Genomic DNA, 26,663 nt, shown 5'->3' with positions numbered 1-26,663 from the left:
CCGGGCGTCACGCCCCGTAGAAGAGGTCGTCCACCACCGCCCGCGCGCGGCGGGTGATGCGGCGGTAGTCGTCGAGCAGTTCGCCGGCCGTGCCCTCCGCGTAGCCCAGGTAGCGGCCCACCGCCGCCAGTTCGCGGGCCTCCGAGGGGAAGGTGTCCCCGGCGCGGCCCCGGACCAGCATCACCGCGTTGCGGACCCGGGTGGCGAGCACCCAGGCCTCGTCCAGGATCTGCGCCTCCTCGGTCGGGATCAGCCCGGCCGCGTGCGCGGCGGCCAGGGCCTCGCGGGTCCGGGTGGTGCGCAGGCCCGGTTCGGACCAGGCGTGTTGCATCTGGATCAGCTGGACGGTCCACTCGACGTCGCTGAGGCCGCCGCGGCCCAGCTTGGTGTGGAGCGTGGGGTCGGCGCCGCGCGGCAGGCGTTCGGACTCCATGCGGGCCTTCAGGCGGCGGATCTCCCGTACGGCGTCCTCGCCGAGGCCCTCCGCCGGGTAGCGCAGCGGGTCGATCAGCTCGATGAAGCGGGCGCCGAGCTCGATGTCGCCCGCGACCGGTTCGGCGCGCAGCAGGGCCTGGCTCTCCCAGGTCAGGGACCAGCGCCGGTAGTACGCGGCGTACGAGGACAGCGTACGGACCAGGGGGCCCGAGCGGCCTTCCGGGCGCAGGTCGGCGTCGATGAGCAGCGGCGGGTCGGCGGTGGGGAGTTGGAGCAGCCTGCGCATCTCGGCGATGACGGTCTGGGCGGCCTTCGCGGCCTCCTGTTCGTCGACGCCCTCGCGGGGTTCGTGGACGAACAGGACGTCGGCGTCGGACCCGTAGCCGAGCTCGTGGCCGCCGAAGCGGCCCACGCCGATGATCGCGAAGCGGGTGGGCAGCGTCTCGCCCCAGTGGTGGCGGACGGCGGCGCGCAGCGCTCCGGCGACGGTGGCGGCGGTGAGGTCGGAGACGGCGCCGCCGACCCGGTCGACGAGGGCTCCGGCGTCCTCCTCGGCCGGGCTGTCCTCCGTGCCGTACGAGCGGATGATGTCGGCGGCGGCCGTACGGAACAGCTCGCGGCGGCGGACCCCGCGGGCGGCCGCGACGCCGGCCTCCGCGCTGTCGGCGCGGCCGACGGCGGCGAGCACCTCCTGCGCCAGGGCCTCGTGGGTGCGGGGGGAGAGCCCGCCGGGGTCGCCGAGCAGGGCGACGGCTTCGGGGGCGCGCATCAGCAGGTCGGGGGCGAGCCGGCCGGCGGACAGGACGCGGGCGAGGTTCTCGGCGGCGGCGCCCTCGTCGCGCAGGAGCCGCAGGTACCAGGGGGTCTTGCCGAGCGCGTCGGAGACCTTGCGGAAGTTCAGCAGGCCGGCGTCCGGGTCGGCGGAGTCGGCGAACCAGCCGAGCATGACCGGGAGCAGGGTGCGCTGGATGGCGGCCTTGCGGGTGACGCCGGAGGCGAGGGCTTCGAGGTGGCGCAGGGCCGAGGCCGGGTCGGCGTAGCCGAGGGCTTCGAGGCGCTGGCCGGCGGCGCGCGGGGAGAGCCTGGTCTCGCCGGGGGCGAGCTGGGCGACGGCGTCGAGCAGCGGCCGGTAGAACAGCTTCTCGTGCAGGCGCCGGACCACGGAGGCGTGCCGGCGCCAGGCCTTGTTGAGCTCGGCGACGGGTTCGGTGCGCAGGCCCAGCGAACGGCCGAGGCGGCGCAGGTCGGCCTCGTCCTCGGGGACGAGGTGGGTGCGGCGCAGCCGGTACAGCTGGATGCGGTGCTCCATGGCGCGCAGGAAGCGGTACGCGTCGTTCAGCTGGGCGGCGTCGGTGCGGCCGACGTAGCCGCCGGCGGCGAGGGCGTGCAGGGCGTCGAGGGTGGAGCCGGAGTGCAGGGTGGCGTCGCTGCGGCCGTGGACGAGCTGGAGCAGCTGGACGGCGAACTCGACGTCGCGCAGGCCGCCGGGGCCGAGCTTGAGCTCGCGGTCGACCTGGGCGGCGGGGATGTTGTCGACGACGCGGCGGCGCATCTTCTGGACGTCGGCGACGAAGTTCTCGCGTTCGGCGGCGTGCCAGACCAGCGGCGTTATGGCGTCGATGTACTGGGCGCCGAGTTCGGCGTCTCCGGCGACGGCGCGGGCCTTGAGGAGGGCCTGGAACTCCCAGGTCTTGGCCCAGCGCTGGTAGTAGGCGAGGTGGGAGGCGAGGGTGCGGACGAGCGGGCCGTTGCGGCCCTCGGGGCGCAGGTTGGCGTCGACGGGCCAGATGGTGCCCTCGACGGTGGTCTCGGAGCAGATCCGCATGAGGTGGGAGGCGAGGCGGGTGGCGGCCTGGATGCCCTTGCCCTCGTCGGTGCCGGGGGCGGTCTCGCCGACGAAGATGACGTCGACGTCGGAGACGTAATTGAGCTCGTTGCCCCCGCACTTGCCCATGGCGATGACGGCGAGCCGGCAGGCGGCGGCGTCGTCCGGGGCGGCCGCGGAGGCGATCCGCAGGGCGGCGCGCAGGGTGGCGGTGGCGAGGTCGGCGAGCTCGGCGGCGGTCTCGGCGACGTCGATGGTGCCGCAGACGTCGCGGGCGGCGATGGAGAGCAGGCAGCGGCGGTAGGCGACGCGCAGGGCGACGGGGTCGTGGGCCTGGGCGAGCCCCAGTTCGAACTCGGCGAGCCCGGGGTGCAGGTCGGCGGCCTCGTACGTGACGAGCGCGTGCCAGTCGCGGGGGTGGCGGGCGAGGTGGTCGGCGAGCGCCTCGGACGCGCCGAGCACGCCGAGGAGGCGGTCGCGCAGCGGCTTGGCGCTGACGAGGGTGTCGAGGAGTGCGGGCCGCTCGCCCTCGCTCTGCGCCTCGGCGAGCCGTACGAGCCCGAGGAGGGCGAGGTCGGGATCGGCGGTGGCCCCGAGGGCGTCGAGGAGCACCGGATCGGTGCGTACGGAGGCCAGCGCGTCGGAGTCGAGCAGCCGGGCGGCGGCCGAGGGGTCGGTGAAGCCGCTGCGCAGCAGCCGCATGAAGGTACTGCTCCTGCGTCCCGGGACTGTCATCCCGCCGCCTCCCGCGTACGTCGCCGTCGCTGCTGCTGCCTGTGCCACTGCCCGTGAGGGCCTGGGGGGAGCCTAGCCGGAGCAGGCGTTCGACTCACCGGCCCGACCGGGCACGTACCATGATCCCGATTATCGGATTATCTGCATAAATACGGACGCTTTACCTCCGCTCCCGCCCGACAGTCGAAGGACCCCCATGCCCGAACGACCCCCCTCCCAGGGGCACACCCCCTGGCCGGGCGGACCGGGCGGAGACCCCTTCGAAGATCCGGCCCGGGCCGGCGCACCCGGCGGCCGGCGCGCGACGAGGCGGGCGCGGGCCGCCGAGGCCGCGGAGCCCGCACCCGCCGGCCGGCGCGCCGCGCGCCGGGCCCGGGCCGCCGAGGCCTCGGGACAGCGGGGCGCACGCGCCCGGGCCCGGGTGGTCAAGGGGATCGCCGGCGCCGCCGCCGTCGCGGCGGGCTGCATGTTCCTGCTCCGCGGCAGCGAGGCCCTCAGCGGAATCGGCGGCATCAGCGCCCTCGGCAGCCTCGGCGGCGACCGGCACGGCCCCGCCCCGGCAGCCGTCGACGCCCCCGACCCCGGCCGGGTTCTCCAGATCGTCGCCCACCCCGACGACGACCTGTACTTCATGAACCCCGACCTGCGGTACTCCATAGCCGCCGGCCACCCCGTCACCACCGTCTACCTCACCGCCGGCGAGGCGGACGGCATCAACGCCACCGAAGGCAGACAGAGCACCACCCCTCCCAACAAGCCCGCCTACGCCGAAGCCCGCCAGAACGGCATCCGCGCCGCCTACGCCCAGATGGCGACCGGCGACCGCGCCAGCGCCTGGAAGCGCACCGTCGTCCCCACCAAGGGCGGCGGCCAGGCCGAGGTCGACGTCCTCGTCGCCAAGCCCGAGGTCAACCTCGTCTGGCTCCAGCTGCGCGAGGCCGGCACCGTCTACGACAGCGCCCCCGACAGCCTGCACGGCCTCTGGGACGGCAAGACGGCCGCGCTCGGCGCCCAGCTCTCCTCGGGCACCCCCGTCAAGCAGCGCTTCTCGTACTCCAAGGACCAGGTCGTCCGCACCCTCGTCGGCGTCCTGGAGCAGTACAAGCCGACCACCGTCCGCACCCAGGACCCCACCCCCGGCCGGTTCCCCGACACCAGGAAGTACACCGACCACCAGGACCACTTCTACGGCGCCCGCTTCGTGCAGGCCGCCCTCGCCGCGTACGCGAAGGACGTCGACGCGAAGGACCGCCCGCACTTCGCGGTGCAGAACTACCTCGGCTACTCCAACGGCTCCCTGCCCAGCGCCCTGGGACCCGACGAGGCCAAGGAGAAGCTGGACATACTCGACACGTACGCCTGGCTCGACAAGCAGAACCACTGCGGCAGCGACGCCGGCTGCGGCGACCTCAAGGTCGCCGACCACCCCGCCGGAAACGGCTGGACCTCCACCGTCAACTACGCCCGCGGCACCGGCACCTCCTGGCTGACCTCCGACAAGGAGCACGGCCTGTGGGCCTTCAAGGTGCTCGACGGCCAGGTCGCGCTCTGGCACCGCTCCGGCCCCATCGGCGCCTGGAGCGGGCCGCGCCTGCTGCCCGGCACCGGCATGGACCCGGGCGCGGCCACCGTCACCCTGCCGGACGGGCGGATCGCCGTCTTCGGCACCCGTACGTCGTTCGGCGCGCGGCCCGCGGAGTACCGGCGCGAGGTCGTCTACTGCGTCCAGAAGGGCCCCGGCACGGAGGAGTTCGGGGACTGGCAGTCGCTCGGCACGCCCGAGACCTCCGACGAGAACTGGACCTCCGACATCAGCGCACCGGCCGTCGCGGTCGACGGCTCCGGGCAGCCGGCGGCGTACGTGCGCGACGGCGCGGGCACGCTGCGCGGCCGGGTGCAGTCGGCGAACGGCAGCTGGGGGCCCTGGACCTCGTACGGCGGCGCCGACCTGCACGGCACCCCGGTCGCCGCTACCGACGGCGCCGGGCGGCGCATGGTGTTCGCGGCGACCACCAAGTCGGTGGTGGGCTGGGTGCAGCCGAAGCCGGGCGCCCCGCTGGGGCGGGCCACCCCCACCGGGTTGCCGGACACCACGCTCCCGCTCACCGCGGAGGGGCGCGAGGGCGGGGTGCGGCTGTGGTTCCGCAAGCCGGGCTCGGGCAACGTCCGTACCGCCCTGGTGACGGGCGACGGCGGGCTGAAGGTCAACCACCTCACCGACCTCGGCGGGCTCCAGGGCTTCGGCTCGGTGACGGCGAGCGGGCACGTGCTGGCCGGCCGCTCGGCGGGCGGGCTGCTGGGCTCGGGCCTGGGGCCCGGGCGGCCGTGGGAGCGGTCGCCGCTGATGTTCGTCGGGGCGCCGTCGTCCACGATGACCGGCAGGAACCTGGTCAGCCTGGCGGTGGTGGGGCTCGACGCGCGGCTGTACGTGACCTCGTCGGCGGACGACGCGGACGCGCACCTGGCGCCGTGGCTGCCGGTGGGTCCGCGCAACGCCGAGCGCTAGGGGGTGTCTGCGGACACCCCCTGGGCGGTGTCTTGCCGATGGGGGCGGGAAATCGGGAGTGATCGCGCCCTTCGGTGAACCAAGTCCCGGGATTTGGCCTCTCAGTGGATGAGCTGACTGCCCGGAACGACCCCAAGGCGTGCCCGATGCCGATTGCCCGTCGCCGTTTCCTCCTCGCGGCGCTCCTTCCCGTCCTCACCGTCGGCGCCACCGGCGTGCTCGCCGTCGCGACCGGCCAGCAGACCTCGGCAGAGGCCACCGCCACCCCGGAGCAGAACCCGGACGCCGCGATCGTCGCGAGCACCACGTCCGGATCGGTCGTCCAGATCGTCGCCCACCCCGACGACGACCTGTTCTTCATGAACCCGGACCTCAGCCGCTCGCTGACCGCCGGCCTCCGGCTCACCACCCTCTACCTGACCTCCGGCGAGGCCGACGGCCGCAACGAGGCCAACGGCTCCGGCGTCAAGGACCCGGAACAGCCCGCCGACCGCGCCCACTACGCGGAAGCCCGGCAGAACGGCATCCGCGCCGCCTACGCCCAGATGGCCACCGGCGACCGCACCAGCGCCTGGCAGCGCACCGTCATATCCACCGCGGGCGGCGGGCGGGCCGAGCTCGACGTCCTCACGGCCCGGCCGCACATCAACCTGGTCTGGCTGCAGATGCGCGAGGCCCGCAACCCCACCGCCGAGAACCCGGACAGCCTGCGCGGCCTGTGGAACGGCAAGATACCTTCGCTCGGCGCCCAGTTGACCTCCGGAACCCCGGTCAAGCAGCAGTACGCGTACACCAAGGACCAGGTGGTCCAGTCGATAGCCGGGCTGCTCGCGCTGTACAAGCCGACGACGATACGCATGCAGGACCCGACGCCGGGCCGCTACCACGACACCGGCAAGTACACCGACCACCAGGACCACATGTACGGCGCGCGCTTCGTACAGGCCGCCACCGCCGCCTACGCCGCCCAGGTCACCGACCGGCCGCGGTTCTCGGTGCAGAACTACCTCGGCTACCACAACGGCACCCTGCCGCACGCGCTGGACCCGCAGACGGCCGAGACGAAGACCGGCTTCCTCAAGACATACGCCTGGCTCGACCACCAGAACTACTGCGGCAGCCCCTCGGGCTGCGGCGACCGCAAGGTGGCCGGCAGCCCCACCGGCCGCAACTGGGCCCAGTCGCTGCGCTACGCCCGCGCCGACAACACCTCCTGGCTGGTGCCGGGTACCGGCGGCCGGCTCTACGCCTTCGCCGCCCTGGACGGGCAGATGGCCTACTGGACGCGGCCGGGCGGCCCGGGGACCGCATGGGCCGGCCCGCAGCTGCTCCCCGGCACCGGAATCGACCCGGGCGCGAGCACCGCCCGCCTCCCCGACGGCCGCGTCGCGATCTTCGCCACCCGCACGAGCCTGGGCCCGTCCCCCGCGGACTACCGGCGCGAGACCGTGTACGCCGTCCAGGCCGCGCCCGACGGCCCGTTCGGGCCCTGGCAGTCGCTCGGCACCCCCGAGGGCGCCGACGACGAGGGCACCTCCGCGATCAGCGCGCCCGCGGCGGCCGTCGCCCCCGACGGGCGGCTGACCGTCTACGTCCGCGACTCCCGCCGCACCCTGCGCGCCCGCGAGCAGCAGCCGGACGGCGTCTTCGGCTCCTGGCAGCGCCTGGGCGGCGAGGACCTGCAGAGCGACCCGGTGACGGCGGTGGACGCCGCCGGGCGGCGCCAGGTGTACGCCACCACCACCAAGTCGGTACTGGCCTGGACCCAGCCCGGCCCGGGCGCCCCGCTCCAGGGACCGTTCCCGACGGGGCTGCCGGCCACCACGGTCCCGCTGTCGGCGGCCGCGGAGGGCGCGGGCGTCCGGCTCTACTTCCGGCGCCCCGACTCCGGGGTGGTCCGTACGGCCCTGGTCACGGCGGGCTCCGGCAAGCCGCAGGTCTCCAGCGTCACGGAGGCCGGCGGCCGGGCGGGCTACGGCGCCGTCGGGGTCGCGGGCCGCCTCCTGTCGGGCCGCGCGGACACGGGCACGGTCGGCACGACGGGCCTGGGCGGCCCGCCGGCGTGGACGGAGTCGCAGATGCTGTACGCGGGCGCCCCGGCCGGAGTCCTGGAACCGGCGGGCTCGACGACGGCGGCGGTCCTGGGCCTGGACGCGGAACTCCACATCACCACGACCGCACCCACCACCCCCACCCCGCGGACCCCCTGGCACCGGGCGGTGCCCCCGAAGTAGCCGGGCGACTGCATCCTTCGGCCTACCGGGTTCTCGACCCCGCGGAGGACGATCTCGCGGCGCCGCCGCGAGAGGGTTGATCCGTGCGAGCAACCATCGGATACACCATCGAAAGCATCGGCTACGTCGTAGGGGCCCAGGGGCTCATCAGCTTCGCCTCCCAGGCCTTCTTCGGCACGGAGTGGGGCTGGCTGCACAAGGTCGTCGACTTCCCGCCCGTCGCCTACCTCGGCATCGTCGCCGCGGGCCTGGCGCTCATCGCCGCCGGGGTGAGGACCCGCAGGGCACCCGGCCCCCGGAAACTCGCCTGACCGGCAACGACACACCTCCGGGCCGGCGGTCGACGACCACCGGCCCGGAGCGCCGCGCATGCCCCAACGGGCGTCGAACAGGGGTTACAGCACCGGCAGGTTCTTCCGCAGCTCGAAGGCCGTGACCTCCGAGCGGTACTCCTCCCACTCCTGCTTCTTGTTGCGCAGGAAGAAGTCGAAGACGTGCTCGCCGAGGGTTTCGGCGACCAGTTCGCTGCGTTCCATCAGGGAGATGGCCTCGCCGAGGTTCTGGGGGAGGGGTTCGATGCCCATCGCGCGGCGTTCGGCGTCGGAGAGGGCCCAGACGTCGTCGTCGGCGCCCGCCGGGAGTTCGTAGCCCTCCTCGATGCCCTTGAGGCCGGCCGCCAGGAGGACCGCGTACGTCAGGTACGGGTTGGCGCCCGAGTCGATCGAGCGGACCTCGACGCGCGAGGAGCCCGTCTTGCCCGGCTTGTACATCGGGACGCGGATCAGGGCCGAGCGGTTGTTGTGGCCCCAGCAGATGTACGAGGGGGCCTCGCCGCCGGAGCCGGCCGTGCGGGAGGAGCCGCCCCAGATGCGCTTGTAGGAGTTCACCCACTGGTTCGTGACCGCCGCCGTCTCCGCGGCGTGGCGCAGCAGGCCCGCGATGAAGGAGCGGCCGACCTTCGACAGCTGGTACTCGGCGCCCGACTCGTAGAAGGCGTTGCGGTCCCCCTCGAAGAGGGAGAGGTGGGTGTGCATGCCCGAGCCGGGGTATTCGGAGAACGGCTTCGGCATGAAGGTGGCCTGGACGCCCTGCTCCAGCGCCACCTGCTTCATCACCAGGCGGAACGTCATGATGTTGTCGGCCGTCGAGAGGGCGTCGGCGTACCGGAGGTCGATCTCCTGCTGGCCGGGGGCGCCCTCGTGGTGGCTGAACTCGACCGAGATGCCCATCGATTCGAGCATGGTGATCGCCTGACGGCGGAAGTCCATGCCGACGTTCTGCGGAGTGTGGTCGAAATATCCGGAGTTGTCCGCGGGCACCGGGCGGGTCCCGTCCAGCGGCTTGTCCTTCAGCAGGAAGAACTCGATCTCCGGGTGGGTGTAGAAGGTGAAGCCCAGGTCGGAGGTCTTGTTCAGGATCCGCTTGAGGACGAAGCGGGGGTCCGCGAAGGAAGGGGAGCCGTCCGGCATCAGGATGTCGCAGAACATCCGGGCGGTCCCGGGGGCCTCCGCGCGCCACGGCAGTATCTGGAACGTGCTGGGGTCCGGCTTGGCGATCATGTCGGACTCGTAGACCCGGGCGAAGCCCTCGATGGCCGAGCCGTCGAAGCCGATGCCCTCGTCGAAGGCCTGCTCCAGCTCGGCGGGGGCGACCGCGACGGACTTCAGGAAGCCCAGTACGTCGGTGAACCACAGGCGCACGAACCGGATGTCGCGCTCCTCGAGCGTCCGGAGGACGAATTCCTGCTGCTTGTCCATGCCTTCATCCTCGCAGTTCAGACGGCCTGTGCACCACTCCCCCGAGTGGTGGGGGCACGATCGGGCGGGCCCAGTATCGCCAGCCGCGGTTTCCGCCACATTACGCATCCTTGACAGCTCGTGGCACCCCCGCACTGACCTCGGGGCCGTCATGAGCATTACCATCTGCGCCCATGGGGGGCCGGGAGCACATACGACGCGGGCGCATCGGGCGCCACGTACGTCGGCGTGCCGTCATCGCGGTCGCCCTGTCGGTGCTGTTCGGAGCCCTGTTCCTGTGCGTACGGCCGGGCGAGCCGCACGTCGGGACGGCGGGGGCCGCGGTCACCGCCGCGGCCCCGGCGACCACCGCGCGCGCCGTCTGCGTCGCGCCCGACGAGCCGCCGGGCTGCTCCCCCTTCTCGCACGTGGCCCCCGGCGTGCTGCCCGCCCCGCCGCCCGCGCAGGCCGTACCCGGCTGCGCCCCGGATCCCGTCGCGCGCGCCGCCCGCGGCGGGCCGGCCCGGCCGCACGGGACGCTCGCCCGCGCCCCCGACCTCCACGCCCTCCAAGTGCTGCGGACCTGACGGGTCCGGGCGCCGTACCGCGCTCCACCGGATCCATCCCTCCACCCCCCTCCGCAGAAGGATTCAGGGCACATGGCCAGCAGGACCTCTCCCGACAACAACTCCCGCCAGGCGCGCATAGCCGAGATGCGCCGCGCCGAGCAGTCCCGCGACCGGCGCAACAAGGCCCTCGCGATCACCGCCTCCGTGGCCGTCGTCGCCGCGCTCGTCGGTTTCGGCGCCTGGGTGATGATCGACAAGAAGGAGAAGAAGGACGCCGCCGCGGCGGCCGCCAAGGCCCCGGTGAACGGCGAGCAGACCTGGGACGCGAAGACGCTGGGCCGCAACCACGTCGAGACCCCGGTGAAGTACCCGATGAACCCGCCGGTCGGCGGGGACCACAACCCGCGCTGGATGAACTGCAACGGCGACGTCTACAAGAACGCGATCCCCGAGGTCAACGCCGTGCACTCGCTGGAGCACGGAGCGGTCTGGGTGACGTACAGCGAGAAGGCCGCCAAGGGCGACGTCGACACGCTCGCCGGGAAGGTGGCCAAGACCCCGTACACGCTGATGAGCCCGGACAAGGAGCAGGCCGGCGCGATCATGCTGAGCGCCTGGGGCAAGCAGCTGACGGTGGACAAGGCGGACGACCCGCGCGTCGCGCAGTTCTTCACCAAGTACGTGCAGGGCCCGCAGACCCCCGAGCCGGGCGCGGCCTGCACCAACGGGCTGGCCGAGAAGTGACCCGTACGTACTGGGCGGCCGGGACGGCCGTCCTGCTCGCGCTGCTGTTCGCGGTGGCGGCCACGGTCGCCTCCGCGAGCGGAGACGGCGACGGCTCCCGTACGGCGGCCCGCGCGCCGGCCCTCTACTCGCCGGACGCGGGCTTCGCCCGGGACATGGCCGTGCACCACCAGCAGGCGGTGGAGATGTCGTTCATCGTGCGGGACCGCACCAAGGACGAGCCAGTGCGCGGGCTCGCGTACGACATCGCCAACACCCAGGCCAACCAGCGGGGCATGCTGCTGGGCTGGCTGGACCTGTGGGGGCTGCCGAAGGTGGTGGCCGACGAGCCGCCGATGTCCTGGATGGGGACGTCCGACCAGCACGGCGGGCACGGCGCGGCCGGTCACGACACGGCCGGGCACGGCGCGGCCAGTCACGACACGGCCGGGCACGGCGCGACCGGTCACGACACGACCGGTCACGACATGGGCGGGGCCACCACCAAGCCCGGCGCGCTCATGCCCGGCATGGCCACCAAGGAGGAGCTCGCGCAGCTCGGCACCGCCGAGGGCCGGGACGCCGAGGTGCTCTACCTCCAGCTGATGACCGACCACCACAAGGGCGGGGTCGCGATGGCCCAGGGCTGCGCGAAGCAGTGCGAGACCCCCGCCGAGCGGGCGCTGGCCCAGGGCATGGTCGAAGCGCAGCAGTCGGAGCTCACCCTCATGGCGGACATGCTGAAGCAGCGCGGGGCCGCGCCGCGCGGGTGACGCGTCACGGTCACCCGCGGTGACATGGCCCGGGGCGCGGTTCCCGGGCCCCCTTCACCCCGCGTCCGCGTCCAGGACCGCCCGCGCCACCAGGCCCGGGCGGTCCAGCATGACCAGGTGCCCCGCCGGTTCGGCCACCTCGAAGCGGGCGCCGAGCCGGGCGGCCAGCTCCGCCTGGCGCGCGAGCCAGCGCAGGGCCCCCCGCCGCGACGAGCCGTCGTACCCCGCGAGGACGGTGGCGGGCGCGGCCAGCGGGTGCCCGGTCCGCAGCGCGAGCACCTCGGCGGCGGTGTCGGGGTAGCGGGCGTTCTCCAGCAGGGCGCCGCGCCAGACCCGGCCGGTGCGGTAGACGCGCCGTACGAGGTCCCGCGCGGCTGGGGGTCCCCCCGCCGAAGGCAGGGAGCGGTCGGAACCGCCGGTGCGCGAGGCCCGTACGGCGGCGCGGCGCGCGAGCGGGCCCAGCGCCGCGGGCAGCCCCGCCGCGGTCAGGGTCCGGCCGAGCACGCGCGCGGCGCCGGTGCGCACCCCGGCGGGCAGCACCGTACGGGGGGCCTCCTCGATGCTGGTGTCCACCAGGACCAGGGCCGCGGTGCGCTCGGGGTACAGCCGGGCGAAGGCCTCGGCGTGGAACCCGGCGATCGAGTGCCCGGCGATGGTGACGGGGCCGGACAGGCGGAGCGCGTCCAGCAGCCCGGCGATCCGGCGGGCCTCCCCGGCGGCGGTCGGCGGGGTGGTGGCGGGGGCGCTCAGCCCGTGCCCGGGGCGGTCGAAGCGGACCACGGTACGGCCCTGCGCGACGAGCAGCGCGGCCACGGGATCCCAGTCGAACCAGGCCATCGCCAGCCCGGCGCTCAGCACCACCGTGGGCCCGGAACCCTCGACGACGACGTGCAGGGGCACCCCGTCCACCCGCACGAAGCGCCCGCCCCGGGTCCCCGCCGTCACGTGCGCCGCTCCTTGTGGACGGAGTACGCGAGCAGGCCCAGCCAGAGCGCCACGAGCAGCACCTGCATCCGCTGCCCGGCGCCGAGCGCCCAGGTCCCGCGCCCGGCGGTGAACAGGGCGATGGCGGTCAGCGTCCAGACGGTGGCCAGCAGTTCCAGTACGACCAGGGCAGGACCGTAGCGGGCGAGCGGGGCGAGCCGGCGGTGGCGACGGGCGGCGAAGGTGAGGGCCACGATCCCGACGAGGGCGCCGGTCATGGCGAGGCTGCTGCTGACGGCGTGCGCCTGGTGGGTGGCCGGGACCAGGCCGGCGGTCTCCCGGGCGGCGCACACGGGGTCCGCGGTGGGCGTGCAGCTGAGCGGGAGCCAGGCGTCGGCGGCGGTGGCCGCGCCGAACAGGGTGACGCCGGCCCAGCCGACCACCGACCAGGGCCGCCGGGATCCGTCCCGCAGCTGCCAGGCGAGGCCCAGCAGGCCGCCCGCGAAGGCGAGCACGCCCGCGGTGAAGTCGGTGGCCCGGAACAGCCCGCCGAGCGGCTGGTCCCGGGCCGCCAGCTCGCTGACGTACGTCTCGATGGGGTTCAGACCGGTGGAGAGCACGACTTCGAGCACCCAGGCGGTGTAAGCGGCGGCGCCCAGGCCGATGAGGAGGGCGACCGGCCACGGGTTCCTGGTGAACGGACCGAACGGAGCCTTTTCAGGACTTGTGGACATACTGCGCATCATCCTCAACACGGCGGACCCGGTCCTACGATCAGATACCCACCCGGGGTAGGGTTCCGGCCATGACGCGCCCTGCGCAGCGCACCGCACAGCGGGCCACCCGGTGGCCCCGGCTGCTGCTGCTCGCTGCGCTGCTCCTGGGCATCGTCACCATGCACACCCTGGGCCATCCGAGTCGGTCCCACGCCATGGAGGACGCGGCCGCGGCCGCCGCCGTTGCCCCGGCCCGGCATGCGGTCGGCCACACCGCCGGGCACCGCCCGGACCCTGCGGACCAGGCCTCCGGCGACCAGGCCTCCGGCGACCGGACCCCCGCCGCCGGGACCCCGCCGGCCGGGACCGGCATGGACCCGATGTCGGTGTGCCTGGCCGTGCTCGGCGGGCTCACCCTGCTGATCCTGGGCGCCGGACCGGCCGGCTCCCGCGACGCCGCGCCGCTCGGGGGCGCGGCCCGCGCGCCGGGCCGGTCCGGCGGACCCGATCCGCCCTCACCCCGCGAACTCCTCACGCGGCTGGCGGTCCTGCGCGTATAGCGACGGGCCCGCTGCCGTCCCCGCGTGCCCTCACACGGCCCGGTCGGCGGCAGCAGACGGCGCCCATCCGCTCGTACGACACATCACGAGGTGCTTCCATGCGCTCTCTTCCCAACCGCCCTGGTCACCCCGGCCGCCCCGACCACCCCGACCACCCCGGCCGCCCCACCCGCCGCGCCGTCCTCGGCGCCACCGCCGCCCTCGCCGGTTCGGGGCTGCTCGCCGCCTGCTCCGACGGCGGCTCCGGCACGTCCGGCGGCACCGGCACGGACCACGGCTCCATGAACCACGGCGGCCCCTCCCCCGCCGCCTCGCCGGGCGGCTACGTCGACCCCGCCGGGCCCGAGGTGCGGGCGGCCGAAGCCGCCCGCAAGGCCACCGGACCGGTCTCCGAGGTCAAGCTGACCGCCACCGCGACCCCGCTCGACCTCGGCGGAGGGCTCACCGTCCGCTCCTGGGCGTACGGGGACCGGCTGCCCGGCCAGGAGGTCCGGGTCACCGCGGGCGGCACCCTCGCCCTGACCCTGGCCAACAACCTCCCCGAGGCCACTTCCCTGCACTGCCACGGCCTCGCCCTGCGCAACGACATGGACGGGGTCCCGGGCCTGACCCAGCGGGAGGTCGCCCCGGGCGGGTCCTTCGCGTACCGCTTCGCCGTCCCGCACCCGGGGACCTACTGGTTCCACCCGCACTCGGGCGTCCAGCTGGACCGCGGCCTGTACGCGCCGCTCATCGTCGAGGACCCGAAGGAGCCCCTCTCGTACGACGCGGAGTGGGTGGTGGTGCTGGACGACTGGCTCGACGGGATGGACGGCTCCACCCCGGACGCGGTCCTCGCTGAACTCCGCAAGGGCATGGACACGAGGGCGGGCGGCGGCCACGCGGGCCACGGCGGCGCCGCGTCGACCCCCTCCCCTCAGACCCCGGCGGCCGGCGGGGCGCCCTCGCGGCTGCTCATGGGCGGCGAGAGCGACGTCCTCGGCAAGGACCCGGGCGACGTGGCGTACCCGCACTACCTGGTCAACGGCCGGACGGCGCAGGACCCCTCGGTCTTCACCGCCAAGCCGGGTGACCGGATCCGGCTCCGGATCGTCAACGCGGGCGCGGACACCGCCTTCCGGATCGCCCTCGGCGGCCACGAGCTGACGGTCACCCACACCGACGGCTATCCGGTCGAGCACGCGAAGACCGGCTCCCTGCTGCTCGGCATGGGCGAGCGCTACGACGTACTCGTCACCGCGCGGGACGGGGTGTTTCCGCTGACCGCGCTCGCCGAGGGCAAGGGCGGCTCGGCCTCGGCCCTCGCCCTGCTGCGCACCGGCTCCGGTACGGCGCCCACGGCCGAGACCCGGCCCGCCGAGCTGGCCGGGAGGCCGCTGACGGCGGACGCGCTGCGGGCGGCGGAGCCCGCCGCGCTGCCGGCCCGTGCTCCGGACCGCACGATCCGCATCGAACTGACCGGCGGGATGGAGAAGTACGACTGGGCCTTCGACGGCAAGCCGTACACCCCGGACCAGCGGCACCCGGTGAAGGCGGGCGAGCGGGTCCGGCTGGAGTTCAACAACTCCACAACGATGTGGCACCCGCTGCACCTGCACGGGCACACCTTCGCCCTCGGCGGGGGCGCGGGCGGCGCGCGCAAGGACACCGCCCTGATCCTGGCGAACTCGAAGCTGACGGTGGACTTCGACGCCGACAACCCCGGGCTGTGGATGGCGCATTGCCACAACGTGTACCACGCGGAGGCCGGGATGATGACGGTGCTCGGCTACCAGCGGTAGCCCCTTTGAGCAGGGGTTGGACCCCCGGCCGCCCGAGTGCGGGCCGGGGGTCCAATTCCCTTGGAGCCGTCAGAGGCGCATGGCAGGCTTGGCGATCACCGCGTACACCACCACCGTGAGGACTCCTGCCAGGTATGAGCACGCCCCCGAACCAGCCCAGCACCCCGTCCGGTACGCCGGCGGAACCCGCGGGCACGCCCATACCGGAGCCGGCCGCCGAGCCGGCTCAGCCGCTCTCCCTCCAGAAGACCCCGCAGCCGGAAGCCGTGCCCGCGCCGACGCCGGAGCCGACGCCGGAGCCGGAGCACGCGCCGACGCCGGAACCCGCCCAGGAGCCGATGCCGGAGCCGACCCCGGCCCCCGCTCCCGCCCCCGCCGCGGCACCCGAACCGCAGCCCGCGCGCGTCGACCCCTTCGCGCCCCCCGCGCCCGGGTCGTTCGCGCCCCCCGCGCCCGGGTCCTTCGCACCCCCCGCGCCCATGCCCCCGGCCCCCTCGTTCGGCGCGCCCGTACCGCCCGTACCGCCCGCCGGCGGCCCCTGGGGCGCCCACGCCCCCGGCGCCACCCCGGGCAACCCGTGGGGCACTCCCGCCCCGAGCACCACCAACGGCCTGGCCGTGGCCGCCCTCACGCTCGGCATCGCCGCCGTGGTCATCGGCATCATCCCGTTCCTCTTCTGGGCGGGCGGCATCCTCGCCGTGGTCGGCATCGGCATCGGCATCGGCGCCCTCGTCCGCGCCTCGAAGGGCGCCGGCCGCAAGGCGATGGCCGTCACCGGCACGGCCCTGGCCGTGCTCGGCATCGGCGCCTCGGCCGGAGGCCTCTTCCTCACCGGCTACGTCGTCACGAACGTGGCCGACAAGAAGCTGCGCGAGGGCTGGGAGGTCCCGTCCGACCTCGACGGCAGCATGTCCCCGTACCCGTATCCGGCGCCTTCGCCGACGCCCACGCAGGTCCCGGGCATCGATTCCCCGCTGGCGTTCGGCGAGACGTACTCGTACCCGAACGGCATCAAGGTCACCCTCTCGAAGCCGAAGAAGTACGTCACGAAGAACAAGTACTCGACGGTCGGGAACGCGGTGGAGTTCACGCTCACCATCACCAACAACTCCACCGAGACCCACAACGTCATCTACGCGGTACCCAACGTCCGCGACGACAAGGGCATGACCGCCAAGCTGGCCTTCGACGGCGGCGACGTCCCGAAGATGATCCGGGGCGACATCCTGCCCGGCGAGTCCGCCAGCGGGATCCTGGCCTACGAGGTCCCCGAGGGCACCGAGCACCTCGTCGCGGACATCTCCCCCGGCATCCGCCTGCCCAGCGCGAAGTTCAGCGGCTCGATCGGCTGACCCCGGAGGCCGGGGACGGCCCGGGAAGGCCCGGGAAGGCCGTACGACACGGCAATGAGGCACGGCCCCAGGACATCGCGTCAGAAAGACGATTACACTGGGCCCGTGCCTCAACTTCGCCTCGCTCTGAATCAGATCGACTCGCAGGTCGGCAACATCGCCGCCAACGCCGACTCGGTCGTGCACTGGACCCGGCACTCCGCCGAGCAGGGCGCCCACCTGGTGGCGTTCCCGGAGATGATGCTGACCGGGTACCCCGTCGAGGACCTCGCCCTGCGCGCCTCCTTCGTCGAGGCCTCCCGTACGGCGCTGCGCGAACTCGCGGAGCGGCTGGCGGCCGAGGGCTTCGGCGAACTGCCGGTCGTCGTCGGCTACCTCGACCGTACGGAGCAGGCCGCGCCGCGGCTCGGCCGCCCCGCCGGCTCCCCGGAGAACGCGGCCGCCGTGCTGTACGGCGGGAAGGTCGCCCTCCGCTTCGCCAAGCACCACCTCCCCAACTACGGCGTGTTCGACGAGTTCCGGTACTTCGTGCCGGGCGACACCCAGCCGGTCGTCCGGGTGCGCGGCGTCGACGTGGCCCTGGCCATCTGCGAGGACCTCTGGCAGGAGGGCGGCCGCGTCCCGGCCACCCGCTCCGCCGGGGCCGGGCTGCTGATCTCCGTCAACGCCTCCCCGTACGAGCGCAACAAGGACGACCAGCGCCTGGAGCTGGTGGGCAAGCGCGCCCAGGAGGCCGGCTGCACCCTCGCCTACCTGGCGATGATCGGCGGGCAGGACGAGCTGGTCTTCGACGGGGACTCGATCGTCGTCGGCGCCGACGGCGAGGTCATCGCCCGCGCCCCGCAGTTCTCCGAGGGCTGCGTCCTCGTCGACCTCGACCTGCCGGCCGCCCGCGCCGATGCCCCCGAGGGCCTCGTCGGCGACGGGCTGCGCATCGACCGCGTGATCCTCTCCGAGGAGCCGGTCGAGCCGTACGAGCCCGTGGTCACCGGCGGTTACGCCGACCGCCTGGACGACGACGAGGAGGTCTACGACGCGCTGGTCGTGGGCCTGCGCGCGTACGTCAGGAAGAACGGGTTCCGCTCCGTCCTGATCGGACTCTCCGGCGGCATCGACTCCGCGCTCGTCGCGGCCATCGCCTGCGACGCGATCGGCGCACAGAACGTGTACGGCATCTCGATGCCCTCGAAGTACTCCTCGGACCACTCCAGGGGCGACGCCGCCGACCTCGCCGACCGGACCGGCCTGAACTTCCGGACCGTGCCGATCGAGCCGATGTTCGACGCGTACATGGGCTCGCTGGGCCTGACCGGCCTGGCGGAGGAGAACCTCCAGTCCCGGCTGCGCGGCACGATGCTGATGGCGGTCTCCAACCAGGAGGGCCACATCGTGCTGGCCCCGGGCAACAAGTCGGAGCTGGCCGTCGGCTACTCCACCCTGTACGGCGACTCGGTGGGCGCGTACGGCCCGATCAAGGACGTCTACAAGACGGACGTCTTCCGGCTCGCGCGCTACCGCAACCGGGCCGCGGCCGAGCGCGGCGAGACCCCGCCGATCCCGGAGAACTCCATCGTCAAGCCGCCGAGCGCCGAACTGCGCCCGGGCCAGGTGGACACGGATTCCCTGCCGGACTACCCGGTGCTCGACGCGATCCTGGAGCTGTACGTGGACCGCGACCAGGGCATCGACACGATCGTCGGGGCCGGCTTCGACCGCGCGCTGGTCGCCAGGACCCTGCGGATGGTGGACACGGCCGAGTACAAGCGGCGCCAGTACCCGCCGGGCACGAAGATCTCCGCGAAGGGCTTCGGGAAGGACCGCCGGCTGCCCATCACGAACGGCTGGCGCGAGCACGCGTAGCCGGAGGTGAGGTGAGGTGAGGGAGGGGTCCCGCCGCCGGAGCGGCGGGACCCCTCCCTCACCCGTACGGGCGTACAGACGTACGGGCTACGGCTTCACGCTGACCCGCGCGGCGACCGGCAGGTGGTCGCTGCCGGTGCGCGGCAGGGTCCAGGAGGCCTCCGGCTTCATCCCGCGGACCATGATCTGGTCGATCCGGGCCATCGGGAACTGGGCGGGCCAGCTGAAGCCGAAGCCGTCGCCCGCCGCGCCCTGCGTGGAGCGCATCTGCGAGGTGACGTCGGACAGGGACCGGTCGTTCATGGTGCCGTTGAGGTCGCCGAGCAGGATGACCTTCTTCAGCGGTTCGGCGGCGAGCGCGTTGCCCAGGGCGCCGGCGCTGTTGTCGCGCTGGTTGGCGGTGAAGCCGGCGTTGAGCTTGACCCGGACGGAGGGCAGGTGGGCGGCGAAGACGGCGATCTGGCCGTACGGGCCGTCCACGGTGGTGCGCATGGCGCGGGTCCAGCCCATCTTGATGTCGACGGGCGCGCTGGAGCTGAGCGGGTACCTGCTCCACACGCCGACCGTGCCCTCGACGGAGTGGTACTTGTACGCGCCCGCCAGGGCCTGCTCGTAGACGGGGACGTCGCTGCCCTTGAGCTCGGTCAGGGCCAGCACGTCGGCGCCGGACTTGGCGATCTGGGCGGCGGTGCCCCGCGGGTCGGGGTTGTCGGCGTCGACGTTGTGCGTGGCGACCATCAGGTTGCCGCCGGAGCCGGACTTGTCGAGGACCAGGCTGCCGAAGAGGTTGACCCACACGACGGCCGTCAGCAGTATCGCGATCAGGGCGGTCGCCGACTTGCGGACGACGGCGGCGGCGAGCAGCAGCGGTACGGCCAGGCCCAGCCAGGGCAGGAAGGTCTCGGTGAGGCTGCCGAGGTTGCCCACGTCGTTCGGCAGCTCGGCGTGGAAGATCATGACGAGTGAGATCAGGGCGGCCAGGGCCGCGGTCACGATCCCGCGCCGCCAGATGCCCCGGTCCCGGCGCAGCCCGGCCAGTCGGCGCCGGAGGCGGGATCCGGAGGGCTCGGGCTCCGAGCCGCCGTTCCCCGTCTCCGTCATGTACGCCTGTGCCATGCCACTGCCCTCGCTGCCGTGCTTGCGCTCCGTCCCCGCACCTTGACCCTAGGCGATCGACGGAGCCTTCCGTGCCGTTGTTCCGGCCGTACGTCCGGGAGGACGAGCTGCCGTGCGGCCGAGGTTCCGCTTGTCACGAAACGCGCACATTGCCTCCCGCGCGCGCCGAACCGCCGGGAAGGGGACCATGAGAGGGCCAAGAGGGGGCCATGAGGGTGCAGGCAGTGCTCCGCGCGCAGGGCCGGAGTGTGACGTACGGGTCCTCTCACCACTTTCGCCGCGGGCCCGGCAGGTGCCACCATGGTGGGTGAGTCCGGGGACGCCGTGAGGGCGCCTCGAGATGACATCAAGGAGCAGTTGCAATGACGCATGCCGTTTCGCCTGCCCGCGAAGCCGCCGCCCCCAGCCTGTACGGGGGCAAGCGCAACCGGCGGACCACCGTCCGTGACCTCACCCTCGCCAAGGAGCGCGGTGAGAAGTGGCCCATGCTCACGGCCTACGACGCGATGACCGCCTCCGTCTTCGACGAGGCCGGCATCCCGGTCATCCTCGTCGGCGACTCCATGGGCAACTGCCACCTCGGCTACGAGACCACCGTCCCGGTGACGATGGACGAGATGACCATGCTCTCGGCCGCGGTCGTACGGGGCACCAGCCGGGCCATGGTCGTCGGCGACCTGCCGTTCGGCTCGTACCAGGAAGGCGCCGTGCAGGGGCTGCGCAGCGCCACCCGCCTCGTGAAGGAGGCCGGTGTCGGGGCCGTGAAGCTGGAGGGCGGCGAGCGCTCGCTGCACCAGACCGAGCTGATCGTGCAGTCCGGCATCCCCGTCATGTCCCACCTGGGCCTGACCCCGCAGTCCGTGAACGCCATGGGCTACCGGGTGCAGGGCCGCGGCGACGAGGCCGCCCACCAGCTGCTGCGCGACGCCAAGGCGGCGCAGGACGCGGGCGCCTTCGCGGTGGTGCTGGAGCTGGTCCCGGCCGAGCTGGCCGCCGAGGTCACCCGGTCCCTGCACATCCCGACGGTCGGCATCGGGGCCGGCGCGGAGTGCGACGCGCAGGTGCTGGTGTGGACGGACATGATGGGCCTGACCGGCGGGAAGATGCCGAAGTTCGTGAAGCAGTACGCGAACCTGCGCGCGACCATGGGCGACGCGGCGAAGGCCTTCGCCGAGGACGTGGTCGGCGGAACGTTCCCGCAGGCCGAGCACAGCTTCCACTGACCCGTTCCACTGAGCGGTTCCACTGAGCGGTTCCACTGAGCGGTTCCACTGGCCCGCCGAGCCCGTACCGGAGGCCCGCCGACGCCCGTCGGCGGGCCTCCGGCGTCCCGAGAGGGCACCGGGCGGGCCCCCCGCGGGCTTGTGGACGGCTCCTTGTCGGTCGGCTGTCGGTGCACTGTCGGTGCGTTGTCGGTGGCGGATGGTCCCATGGTGGACATGACGCGAAACGACAAGAATCCCCTGAGCGGCTCGCACGCCGTGGAGGTACGGGGGCTGGTCAAGCACTACGGCGAGACGAAGGCCCTGGACGGGGTCGACCTGGACGTCCGCGAGGGCACGGTCCTCGGTGTCCTCGGCCCCAACGGCGCGGGCAAGACCACCCTCGTCCGCTGCCTGTCCACCCTGATCGTCCCGGACGCCGGGACCGCGACCGTCGCCGGCTACGACGTGGTCCGCCAGCCGCGGCAGCTGCGCCGCACCATAGGCCTCACCGGCCAGTACGCCTCGGTCGACGAGAAGCTCTCCGGCTGGGAGAACCTCTACATGATCGGCCGGCTGCTCGACCTGCCCCGCAAGGACGCCCGTTCGCGCGCCGACGAGCTGCTGGAGCGGTTCTCGCTCACCGACGCCGCCAAGAAGGCCGCGATGAACTACTCCGGCGGCATGCGCCGCCGGCTCGACCTGGCCGCCTCGATGATCGGCCGCCCGGCCGTGCTGTACCTGGACGAGCCGACCACCGGCCTCGACCCCCGAACCCGCAACGAGGTCTGGGACGAGGTGCAGCGGATGGTCGCCGAGGGGGCCACCGTCCTGCTCACCACCCAGTACATGGAGGAGGCCGAGCAGCTCGCGAACGAGCTGACGGTCATCGACAAGGGCAAGGTCATCGCCAACGGCAAGGTCGACGAGCTGAAGGCCCGCGTCGGCGGCCGGACCCTGAGGATCCGCCCCGTCGACGCCTCCGACCTGCCGGGCATGGCCCGTTCTCTGGCGGAGACCGGGCTCGACGGGGTCGCCGGCTCGCAGGCCGTCCCGGACGAGGGCGTGCTGCTGGTCCCGATCCTGAGCGACGAGCAGCTGACCGCCGTGGTGGGCCTGCTGGCCGCCCGCGGGTACGCGATCGCCGACCTCGGCACCTACCTGCCCAGCCTCGACGAGGTGTTCCTGGCCATCACGGGCCAGCGGCCCACCGTCGAGGACTCCGTTCCCACCGAGCAGACCGAGGAGGTCGCGGTATGAGCACCGTCACCACCGCCAAGCCCGCGCCCGCCCCGGCGGCAGCGGCGGCGTCCGCCCCGTCCGGCGAGGGCCGGATCGGCCTGCGGGCCAATCTGCGGCACATCGGCGCCCTGGTGCGCCGCAACGCCCTGCAGATCAAGCAGGACCCCGAGTCGATGTTCGACGTCCTGTTCATGCCGATCATCTTCACGCTGCTGTTCGTGTTCGTCTTCGGCGGCGCGATCTCCGGCAAGGGCCAGCAGGAGGCGTACGTCAACTACGTCGTCCCGGGCCTGATGGCCATGATGGGCATGAACATCGCCATGGGCGTCGGCACCGGCGTCAACGACGACTTCAAGAAGGGCGTGATGGACCGGTTCCGGTCCATGCCGATCGCCCGGTCGTCCGTCCTGATCGCCAAGATCGTCGTCGAGCTCGGCCGGATGATGGTCGCCATCGCGATCCTGCTCGCCGTGGGCTTCATGCTCGGCCTCTCGATCAAGACCTCGGTGTTCGACCTGTTCCTGTCCATCGGTCTGTCGGCGGTCTTCGGCGCCTCGCTGATGTGGATCTTCATCCTGCTCGGCCTCACCATGAAGACCGCGCAGGCCGTCCAGGGCATGGCGATGCTGGTCCTGATGCCGCTGCAGTTCGGCAGCTCGATCTTCGCCCCGCCGTCGACGATGCCCGGCTGGCTGCAGGCCTTCACGGACTACAACCCGCTGTCCAACCTGGCGGACGCGGCCCGCGGCCTGATCAACGGCGGCGCGGTCGCCCACCCGGTGACGGTGACGCTGATCTGGTCGGTCGCCATCACGGCGGTCACCATGCCCCTCGCGGTCCGCAAGTTCCGTCAGAAGACCTGATCCGGGCCGGCCGGTCCGTTCCGGATCGCGTCCCGGACGGACCCCGCACGGGGGCCGGGTCAGATGAGGGCGGTGGCCTCCTCCAGGGTGAGGCCGCCGCCTTCGGCGCATGCCGCCGCGTACGCGGCCCCGCCGAGCGCGGCCCGCGTCAGCTCCTCGGTGCGGGCCGCGTCCTCGCGTTCGGTACTGACCGGGAAGTGCTGGGCCGGCAACTGGGCCCGGTAGGCGCCCAGCAGGCGTGCGGCGGCGTACGCGTGCTCCCCGCCGCCGAGGCCGGCGTGCGAGAGGGCCGCCGTCAGCAGGTTCACGGCGGGCATCTGCGGGGCGACCATGAGGGCGAGGGGATCCCGGGCGGCCTCCGGCATGGCCTTGCGCAGATGGGCGAGGGCGTCCTCGTAGGCGCCGGCCTGATTGTCCAGCCAGGCCATCATGCCGAGCAGGAACCCGTCGAACACGGCGAAGGCGCCGAGCGCGAACTCCTCGCGCATCATCCGGAGCTGCCGGCGGGCCTCGGCGACGCGGCCGGTGCGGCCGTAGATGCCCGCGAGGAACATCCGGGCGACCGGCAGGGCCTCGTTGCCGTAGGTGAGCGGGGTGCCCAGCAGTCCGCCGAGGATCTCCTCGGCCTCGGCGAGTTCGCCGCTCTCGACGAGGGTCCCGGCCATCCGGACGCGCAGGACCGTGACCTGGGACCGGGCGCCGAGCCGCTCCGCGTGCTCGATCGCCGCCCGGAAGTCCTCCGCGGCCCCCGCGTACTCGCCGCGCTTCTCACGGGATTCGGCCCGGGCGGAGAGGGCCTCGGCGCAGCCCCAGTCGTCGCCCAGCGACTCGAAGATGGCGTGGCTCTCGTCGGCGTCGCGCGCCGCGTCCCCGGACCATGCGGCCCGGTTGGCGAGCCAGTTGGCCCGCACCTGGAGGGTGCCGGCCAGCTCCCAGCGGTAGTCCAGCGCGCGTGCCGTCTCGACGGAGGCGTCGAGGACCTGCTGGAGCAGTTCGGAGTCCCCGCTGATGATCACGGCGTAGACCCACAGGCCCCCCGGGTTGCGGCAGGTCTGCGGCAGGCCCGGCCGGTAGGCCGAGACGATCCCCTCGATCTCCTCCCGGACCCCCGGAGCATCCCAGGTCTCGTTGGTCTGGTCGCGCGAGGCGAGCCGGATCAGCCGGATGCCGCGCCAGGCCTCGGTGAGCAGTTCCCCGCCGTACGGCGGGGGCGTGTCCACGACCTGCGCGTACACCGGTTCGGCGGGTACGACGGGAGCTCGGAAGGGGTCGGGGCCGAGCGCGGCGGCGGCTTCGGCCCAGTGCCGGGACTCGGTGCGCAGTTCGTGCATCGACCAGTACCAGGCGAGCGAGTGGACGAGGCAGAGCACCTCGCCGGTGTCGCGGGCGGCGATGGCGCGGCGCAGCGCGGTACGGAGGTTCTCGTACTCGGTGGCGAACCGCCGGGTGGCCTCGCGCTGGCGGCGGCCGCGCAGCAGCGGGTCGGTGGTGCGGGCGAGTTCGCGGTAGTACGTGAGGTGGCGGCGCTCGGTGGCCGCGCGGTCCCCGTCCGCCTCCGCGAGCCGCTCGGCGGTGTACTCGGCGACCGTCTCCAGGAGCCCGTAGCGCATGCCGGTGCCGCCCTGGCCGGGGGCGGCGACGACGAGGGACTTGTCGACGAGGGAGCCGAGCAGGTCCAGGACGTCGGGGGTGCCGGGGTCGGCGCAGACGGCTTCGGCGGCGGCGACGTCGCAGCCGCCGGCGAAGACGGAGAGGCGGCGCAGGACGGTGCGCTCGGGTTCGTCGAGGAGGTCCCAGGACCAGTCGACGACGGCGCGCAGGGTCTGCTGGCGGGGCAGTACGGTACGGGCGCCGCCGGTCAGGAGCCGGAACCGGTCGTCGAGCCGGTCGGCGATCTGACGCGGGGTGAGCAGGCGCAGCCGGGCCGCGGCCAGCTCGATGGCGAGCGGCAGCCCGTCGAGGCGACGGCAGATCTCGGCGGCGGCCTCGGGGTCCTCGTCGGTACGGAAGCCGGGCCGGGCTGCGGCCCCCCGGTCTCCCAGGAGCCGGAGCGCCACGGGGTCGGGCAACGGCTCCACCGGGCGCAGGAACTCCCCCGGCACGCCGAGGGGTTCGCGGCTGGTGGCCAGGATCCGGACGCCGGGACAGCGGGCGAGGAGCTCCTCGGCGAGCTCGGCGGCGGCGCCGATGACGTGCTCGCAGTTGTCCAGGACGAGCAGCATCCGCCGCCGCGCGCAGTGCTCCGCGAGCCGGTCGAGGGGCTGGTCGCCGGCGCGGTCGGTCAGCGCCCGCAGCTCCTCGGCGGCGCCGCCGCGCAGCTTGGTCTCGCGGGCGCCGAGTGCGGCGAGGGCGGCCTCGGCCACGTCCTCGGGGTCGCCGTGCCCGTCGATGGACGCCAGCTCCACGAGCCACACCCCGTCGGGCCAGGCCTCGGCGGCGTGCTCGGCGGCTTCCTGGGACAGCCGGGTCTTCCCGGCCCCGCCGGGCCCGAGCAGGGTGATGAGACGGACCCGCCCGAGCTCCTCGCCGATGGCCCGGATGTCCCCCTCGCGCCCCACGAAGCTGGTCACGCGGGCCCGCAGGTTGCCGGGGCGGGGGGTCGCGGGTACGCCGTACGCCCCGGCGGGGGCCGGTGCGGGGGCCGGCGCCGGGGCCGGATGCGCGGCCCCGGCCGCACGGCCCGGATCCGGCGACTGCGCGCCGTGCTCCGGACCGGCCGGGCCGGCGGGCACGCCGGGAACCGGGGTGAGGAGTTCCGTGTGGAGCGCGCGCAGGCCCGGGCCCGGGTCGGTGCCCAGTCGGGCGGCCAGGTCGCGCCGGACGGCTTCGTAGGCGGCGAGTGCCTCCGCCGGGCGGCCCGTGTCGCGCAGGGCCCGGATCCGCAGGGCCTGGAGCGGCTCGTCCAGCGGGCGCTCCCCGCACAGGGCGGTCAGCTCAGGGAGGGCCCGCTCGGCCTCGCCCAGCGCCAGGGCCGCCGCGAGCCGGCCCCGGCGCGCGTCCAGGCGTACGGCTTCCCAGCGGGCGGACTCGGCCGACGCGTCCGGCAGATCGGCCAGCGCAGGGCCGCGCCACAACGCCAGGGCCTCCTCGTACAGGGCGGCCGCCTCTGCCGGGTCCCGGGCCGCGCCGCCGGCCCGGGCGAGCCGCTCGAAGCGGTACAGGTCGACGTCCTCGCCCGCGGCGTCGAGCAGGTACCCGCCCTCCGCCGAGCGCACCGCCCCGTGTCCCAGCGCCCTGCGCAGCCGGCCCACGAGCGCCTGGAGGGCGGCCTGGGCGTCCGCCGGGCGGTCGCCGTCCCACACCTGCTCCACCAGCAGGTGCACCGGCACCACCCGCCCCGGTCGGAGCGCGAGCGCGGTGAGCAGCGCCCGCAGGCGCGTTCCGCCGACGGCGACGGGGCTCCCGTCGTCGCGGCTGGCCTGGGCAGTGCCGAGAATCGCGTAACGCACCGGCCCATTGTCGCTGCCCGGGGGCCGGGCCCCGTACTCCTTTTGGCCTCCCGCCCGAGGTA

19 protein-coding genes are annotated in these 26,663 nt (G+C 73.8%); 13 read left to right on the top strand and 6 right to left on the bottom strand.

What is annotated here, in order from left to right; all coding sequences use genetic code 11:
* Positions 1-7: 7 nt before the first annotated feature.
* A complete protein-coding gene (locus tag ACFYXV_RS22200) occupies positions 8-2,995 on the bottom strand; it encodes a bifunctional [glutamine synthetase] adenylyltransferase/[glutamine synthetase]-adenylyl-L-tyrosine phosphorylase (RefSeq protein ID WP_385476512.1) in 2,988 nt (995 codons plus the stop codon).
* Positions 2,996-3,191: 196 nt separating this feature from the next.
* Here ACFYXV_RS22200 and ACFYXV_RS22195 point away from each other — a divergent pair, with 196 nt between their 5' ends.
* From ACFYXV_RS22195 to ACFYXV_RS22185, 3 genes are all read left to right on the top strand, one after another.
* A complete protein-coding gene (locus ACFYXV_RS22195) occupies positions 3,192-5,501 on the top strand; it encodes a PIG-L family deacetylase (RefSeq protein WP_389383817.1) in 2,310 nt (769 codons plus the stop codon).
* Between the two features lie 146 nt (positions 5,502-5,647).
* Positions 5,648-7,735, top strand: coding sequence for a PIG-L family deacetylase (locus tag ACFYXV_RS22190; RefSeq protein ID WP_385476778.1), 2,088 nt, complete (start codon positions 5,648-5,650; stop codon positions 7,733-7,735).
* A gap of 83 nt (positions 7,736-7,818) precedes the next feature.
* Entirely contained in the window at positions 7,819-8,046 is a 228-nt protein-coding gene (locus tag ACFYXV_RS22185) for a hypothetical protein (RefSeq protein ID WP_385476780.1), read from the top strand.
* 84 nt (positions 8,047-8,130) lie between these two features.
* On the opposite strand, the gene ACFYXV_RS22180 is transcribed toward ACFYXV_RS22185, so the two are convergent.
* Positions 8,131-9,492 carry a glutamine synthetase family protein gene (locus ACFYXV_RS22180; protein ID WP_030156261.1) on the bottom strand — a complete coding sequence of 454 codons (1,362 nt, stop codon included), beginning with the start codon at positions 9,490-9,492 and terminating at the stop codon, positions 8,131-8,133.
* 173 nt (positions 9,493-9,665) lie between these two features.
* Between ACFYXV_RS22180 and ACFYXV_RS22175 the strand changes: the two genes are divergently transcribed.
* From ACFYXV_RS22175 to ACFYXV_RS22165, 3 genes are all read left to right on the top strand, one after another.
* On the top strand, positions 9,666-10,058 hold the full coding sequence (locus tag ACFYXV_RS22175) for a hypothetical protein (protein ID WP_389383816.1): 393 nt from the start codon (positions 9,666-9,668) through the stop codon (positions 10,056-10,058).
* Between the two features lie 72 nt (positions 10,059-10,130).
* On the top strand, positions 10,131-10,784 hold the full coding sequence (locus ACFYXV_RS22170) for a DUF3105 domain-containing protein (RefSeq protein ID WP_389383815.1): 654 nt from the start codon (positions 10,131-10,133) through the stop codon (positions 10,782-10,784).
* Positions 10,781-11,536, top strand: coding sequence for a DUF305 domain-containing protein (locus ACFYXV_RS22165; RefSeq protein ID WP_389383814.1), 756 nt, complete (start codon positions 10,781-10,783; stop codon positions 11,534-11,536). The genes ACFYXV_RS22170 and ACFYXV_RS22165 overlap by 4 nt, the downstream gene beginning before the upstream one ends.
* A gap of 54 nt (positions 11,537-11,590) precedes the next feature.
* Here ACFYXV_RS22165 and ACFYXV_RS22160 read toward each other — a convergent pair whose 3' ends face one another.
* Both ACFYXV_RS22160 and ACFYXV_RS22155 read right to left on the bottom strand, forming a co-directional pair.
* Positions 11,591-12,481 (bottom strand): alpha/beta fold hydrolase, encoded by an 891-nt coding sequence (locus ACFYXV_RS22160; protein ID WP_385476792.1) that lies wholly within the window; start codon positions 12,479-12,481, stop codon positions 11,591-11,593.
* On the bottom strand, positions 12,478-13,194 hold the full coding sequence (locus ACFYXV_RS22155; protein ID WP_385476795.1) for a DUF998 domain-containing protein: 717 nt from the start codon (positions 13,192-13,194) through the stop codon (positions 12,478-12,480). The genes ACFYXV_RS22160 and ACFYXV_RS22155 overlap by 4 nt, the downstream gene beginning before the upstream one ends.
* Before the next feature lie 71 nt (positions 13,195-13,265).
* On the opposite strand from ACFYXV_RS22155, the gene ACFYXV_RS22150 reads away from it, so the two are divergent.
* From ACFYXV_RS22150 to ACFYXV_RS22135, 4 genes are all read left to right on the top strand, one after another.
* Positions 13,266-13,736, top strand: a complete 471-nt coding sequence (locus tag ACFYXV_RS22150) for a hypothetical protein (RefSeq protein ID WP_385476798.1) — start codon at positions 13,266-13,268, stop codon at positions 13,734-13,736.
* 98 nt (positions 13,737-13,834) lie between these two features.
* On the top strand, positions 13,835-15,517 hold the full coding sequence (locus ACFYXV_RS22145) for a multicopper oxidase family protein (protein ID WP_389383813.1): 1,683 nt from the start codon (positions 13,835-13,837) through the stop codon (positions 15,515-15,517).
* A 134-nt stretch (positions 15,518-15,651) separates the two neighbouring features.
* Positions 15,652-16,869 (top strand): DUF4190 domain-containing protein, encoded by a 1,218-nt coding sequence (locus ACFYXV_RS22140; protein WP_389383812.1) that lies wholly within the window; start codon positions 15,652-15,654, stop codon positions 16,867-16,869.
* Positions 16,870-16,974: 105 nt separating this feature from the next.
* Complete coding sequence (locus ACFYXV_RS22135; protein ID WP_389383811.1) at positions 16,975-18,729, top strand: NAD+ synthase; 1,755 nt, start codon at positions 16,975-16,977, stop codon at positions 18,727-18,729.
* Positions 18,730-18,816: 87 nt separating this feature from the next.
* Here the strand turns inward: ACFYXV_RS22135 and ACFYXV_RS22130 are convergent, their stop codons facing one another.
* Complete coding sequence (locus ACFYXV_RS22130) at positions 18,817-19,845, bottom strand: endonuclease/exonuclease/phosphatase family protein (protein ID WP_389383810.1); 1,029 nt, start codon at positions 19,843-19,845, stop codon at positions 18,817-18,819.
* A 362-nt stretch (positions 19,846-20,207) separates the two neighbouring features.
* Here ACFYXV_RS22130 and panB point away from each other — a divergent pair, with 362 nt between their 5' ends.
* The 3 genes from panB (at position 20,208) to ACFYXV_RS22115 (ending at position 23,152) form a co-directional block, all read left to right on the top strand.
* A complete protein-coding gene (gene panB / locus ACFYXV_RS22125; RefSeq protein ID WP_383345461.1) occupies positions 20,208-21,068 on the top strand; it encodes a 3-methyl-2-oxobutanoate hydroxymethyltransferase in 861 nt (286 codons plus the stop codon).
* A 207-nt stretch (positions 21,069-21,275) separates the two neighbouring features.
* Positions 21,276-22,307, top strand: a complete 1,032-nt coding sequence (locus tag ACFYXV_RS22120; RefSeq protein ID WP_385470725.1) for an ATP-binding cassette domain-containing protein — start codon at positions 21,276-21,278, stop codon at positions 22,305-22,307.
* On the top strand, positions 22,304-23,152 hold the full coding sequence (locus ACFYXV_RS22115; RefSeq protein ID WP_383345467.1) for an ABC transporter permease: 849 nt from the start codon (positions 22,304-22,306) through the stop codon (positions 23,150-23,152). The genes ACFYXV_RS22120 and ACFYXV_RS22115 overlap by 4 nt, the downstream gene beginning before the upstream one ends.
* Positions 23,153-23,211: 59 nt before the next feature.
* On the opposite strand, the gene ACFYXV_RS22110 is transcribed toward ACFYXV_RS22115, so the two are convergent.
* A complete protein-coding gene (locus ACFYXV_RS22110) occupies positions 23,212-26,601 on the bottom strand; it encodes a BTAD domain-containing putative transcriptional regulator (RefSeq protein ID WP_389383809.1) in 3,390 nt (1,129 codons plus the stop codon).
* Positions 26,602-26,663 lie beyond the last annotated feature (62 nt).

Source organism: Streptomyces sp. NPDC002181, assembly GCF_042890485.1.
Taxonomy (GTDB): Bacteria; Actinomycetota; Actinomycetes; order Streptomycetales; family Streptomycetaceae; genus Streptomyces.
The sequence above is the reverse complement of the archived record's forward strand: the minus strand, read 5'-3'. Positions and strand labels throughout refer to the sequence as shown.

Excerpts from the sequence above, each read along its gene's own strand:
- ACFYXV_RS22200 (WP_385476512.1), bottom strand. The coding sequence starts at position 2,995 with ATGACAGTCCCGGGACGCAGGAGCAGTACCTTCATGCGGCTGCTGCGC.
- ACFYXV_RS22195 (WP_389383817.1), top strand. The coding sequence starts at position 3,192 with ATGCCCGAACGACCCCCCTCCCAGGGGCACACCCCCTGGCCGGGCGGA.
- ACFYXV_RS22190 (WP_385476778.1), top strand. The coding sequence starts at position 5,648 with ATGCCGATTGCCCGTCGCCGTTTCCTCCTCGCGGCGCTCCTTCCCGTC.
- ACFYXV_RS22180 (WP_030156261.1), bottom strand. The coding sequence starts at position 9,492 with ATGGACAAGCAGCAGGAATTCGTCCTCCGGACGCTCGAGGAGCGCGAC.
- ACFYXV_RS22175 (WP_389383816.1), top strand. The coding sequence starts at position 9,666 with ATGGGGGGCCGGGAGCACATACGACGCGGGCGCATCGGGCGCCACGTA.
- ACFYXV_RS22170 (WP_389383815.1), top strand. The coding sequence starts at position 10,131 with ATGGCCAGCAGGACCTCTCCCGACAACAACTCCCGCCAGGCGCGCATA.
- ACFYXV_RS22155 (WP_385476795.1), bottom strand. The coding sequence starts at position 13,194 with ATGTCCACAAGTCCTGAAAAGGCTCCGTTCGGTCCGTTCACCAGGAAC.
- ACFYXV_RS22150 (WP_385476798.1), top strand. The coding sequence starts at position 13,266 with ATGACGCGCCCTGCGCAGCGCACCGCACAGCGGGCCACCCGGTGGCCC.
- ACFYXV_RS22145 (WP_389383813.1), top strand. The coding sequence starts at position 13,835 with ATGCGCTCTCTTCCCAACCGCCCTGGTCACCCCGGCCGCCCCGACCAC.
- ACFYXV_RS22140 (WP_389383812.1), top strand. The coding sequence starts at position 15,652 with ATGAGCACGCCCCCGAACCAGCCCAGCACCCCGTCCGGTACGCCGGCG.
- ACFYXV_RS22130 (WP_389383810.1), bottom strand. The coding sequence starts at position 19,845 with ATGGCACAGGCGTACATGACGGAGACGGGGAACGGCGGCTCGGAGCCC.
- panB (WP_383345461.1), top strand. The coding sequence starts at position 20,208 with ATGACGCATGCCGTTTCGCCTGCCCGCGAAGCCGCCGCCCCCAGCCTG.
- ACFYXV_RS22120 (WP_385470725.1), top strand. The coding sequence starts at position 21,276 with ATGGTGGACATGACGCGAAACGACAAGAATCCCCTGAGCGGCTCGCAC.
- ACFYXV_RS22115 (WP_383345467.1), top strand. The coding sequence starts at position 22,304 with ATGAGCACCGTCACCACCGCCAAGCCCGCGCCCGCCCCGGCGGCAGCG.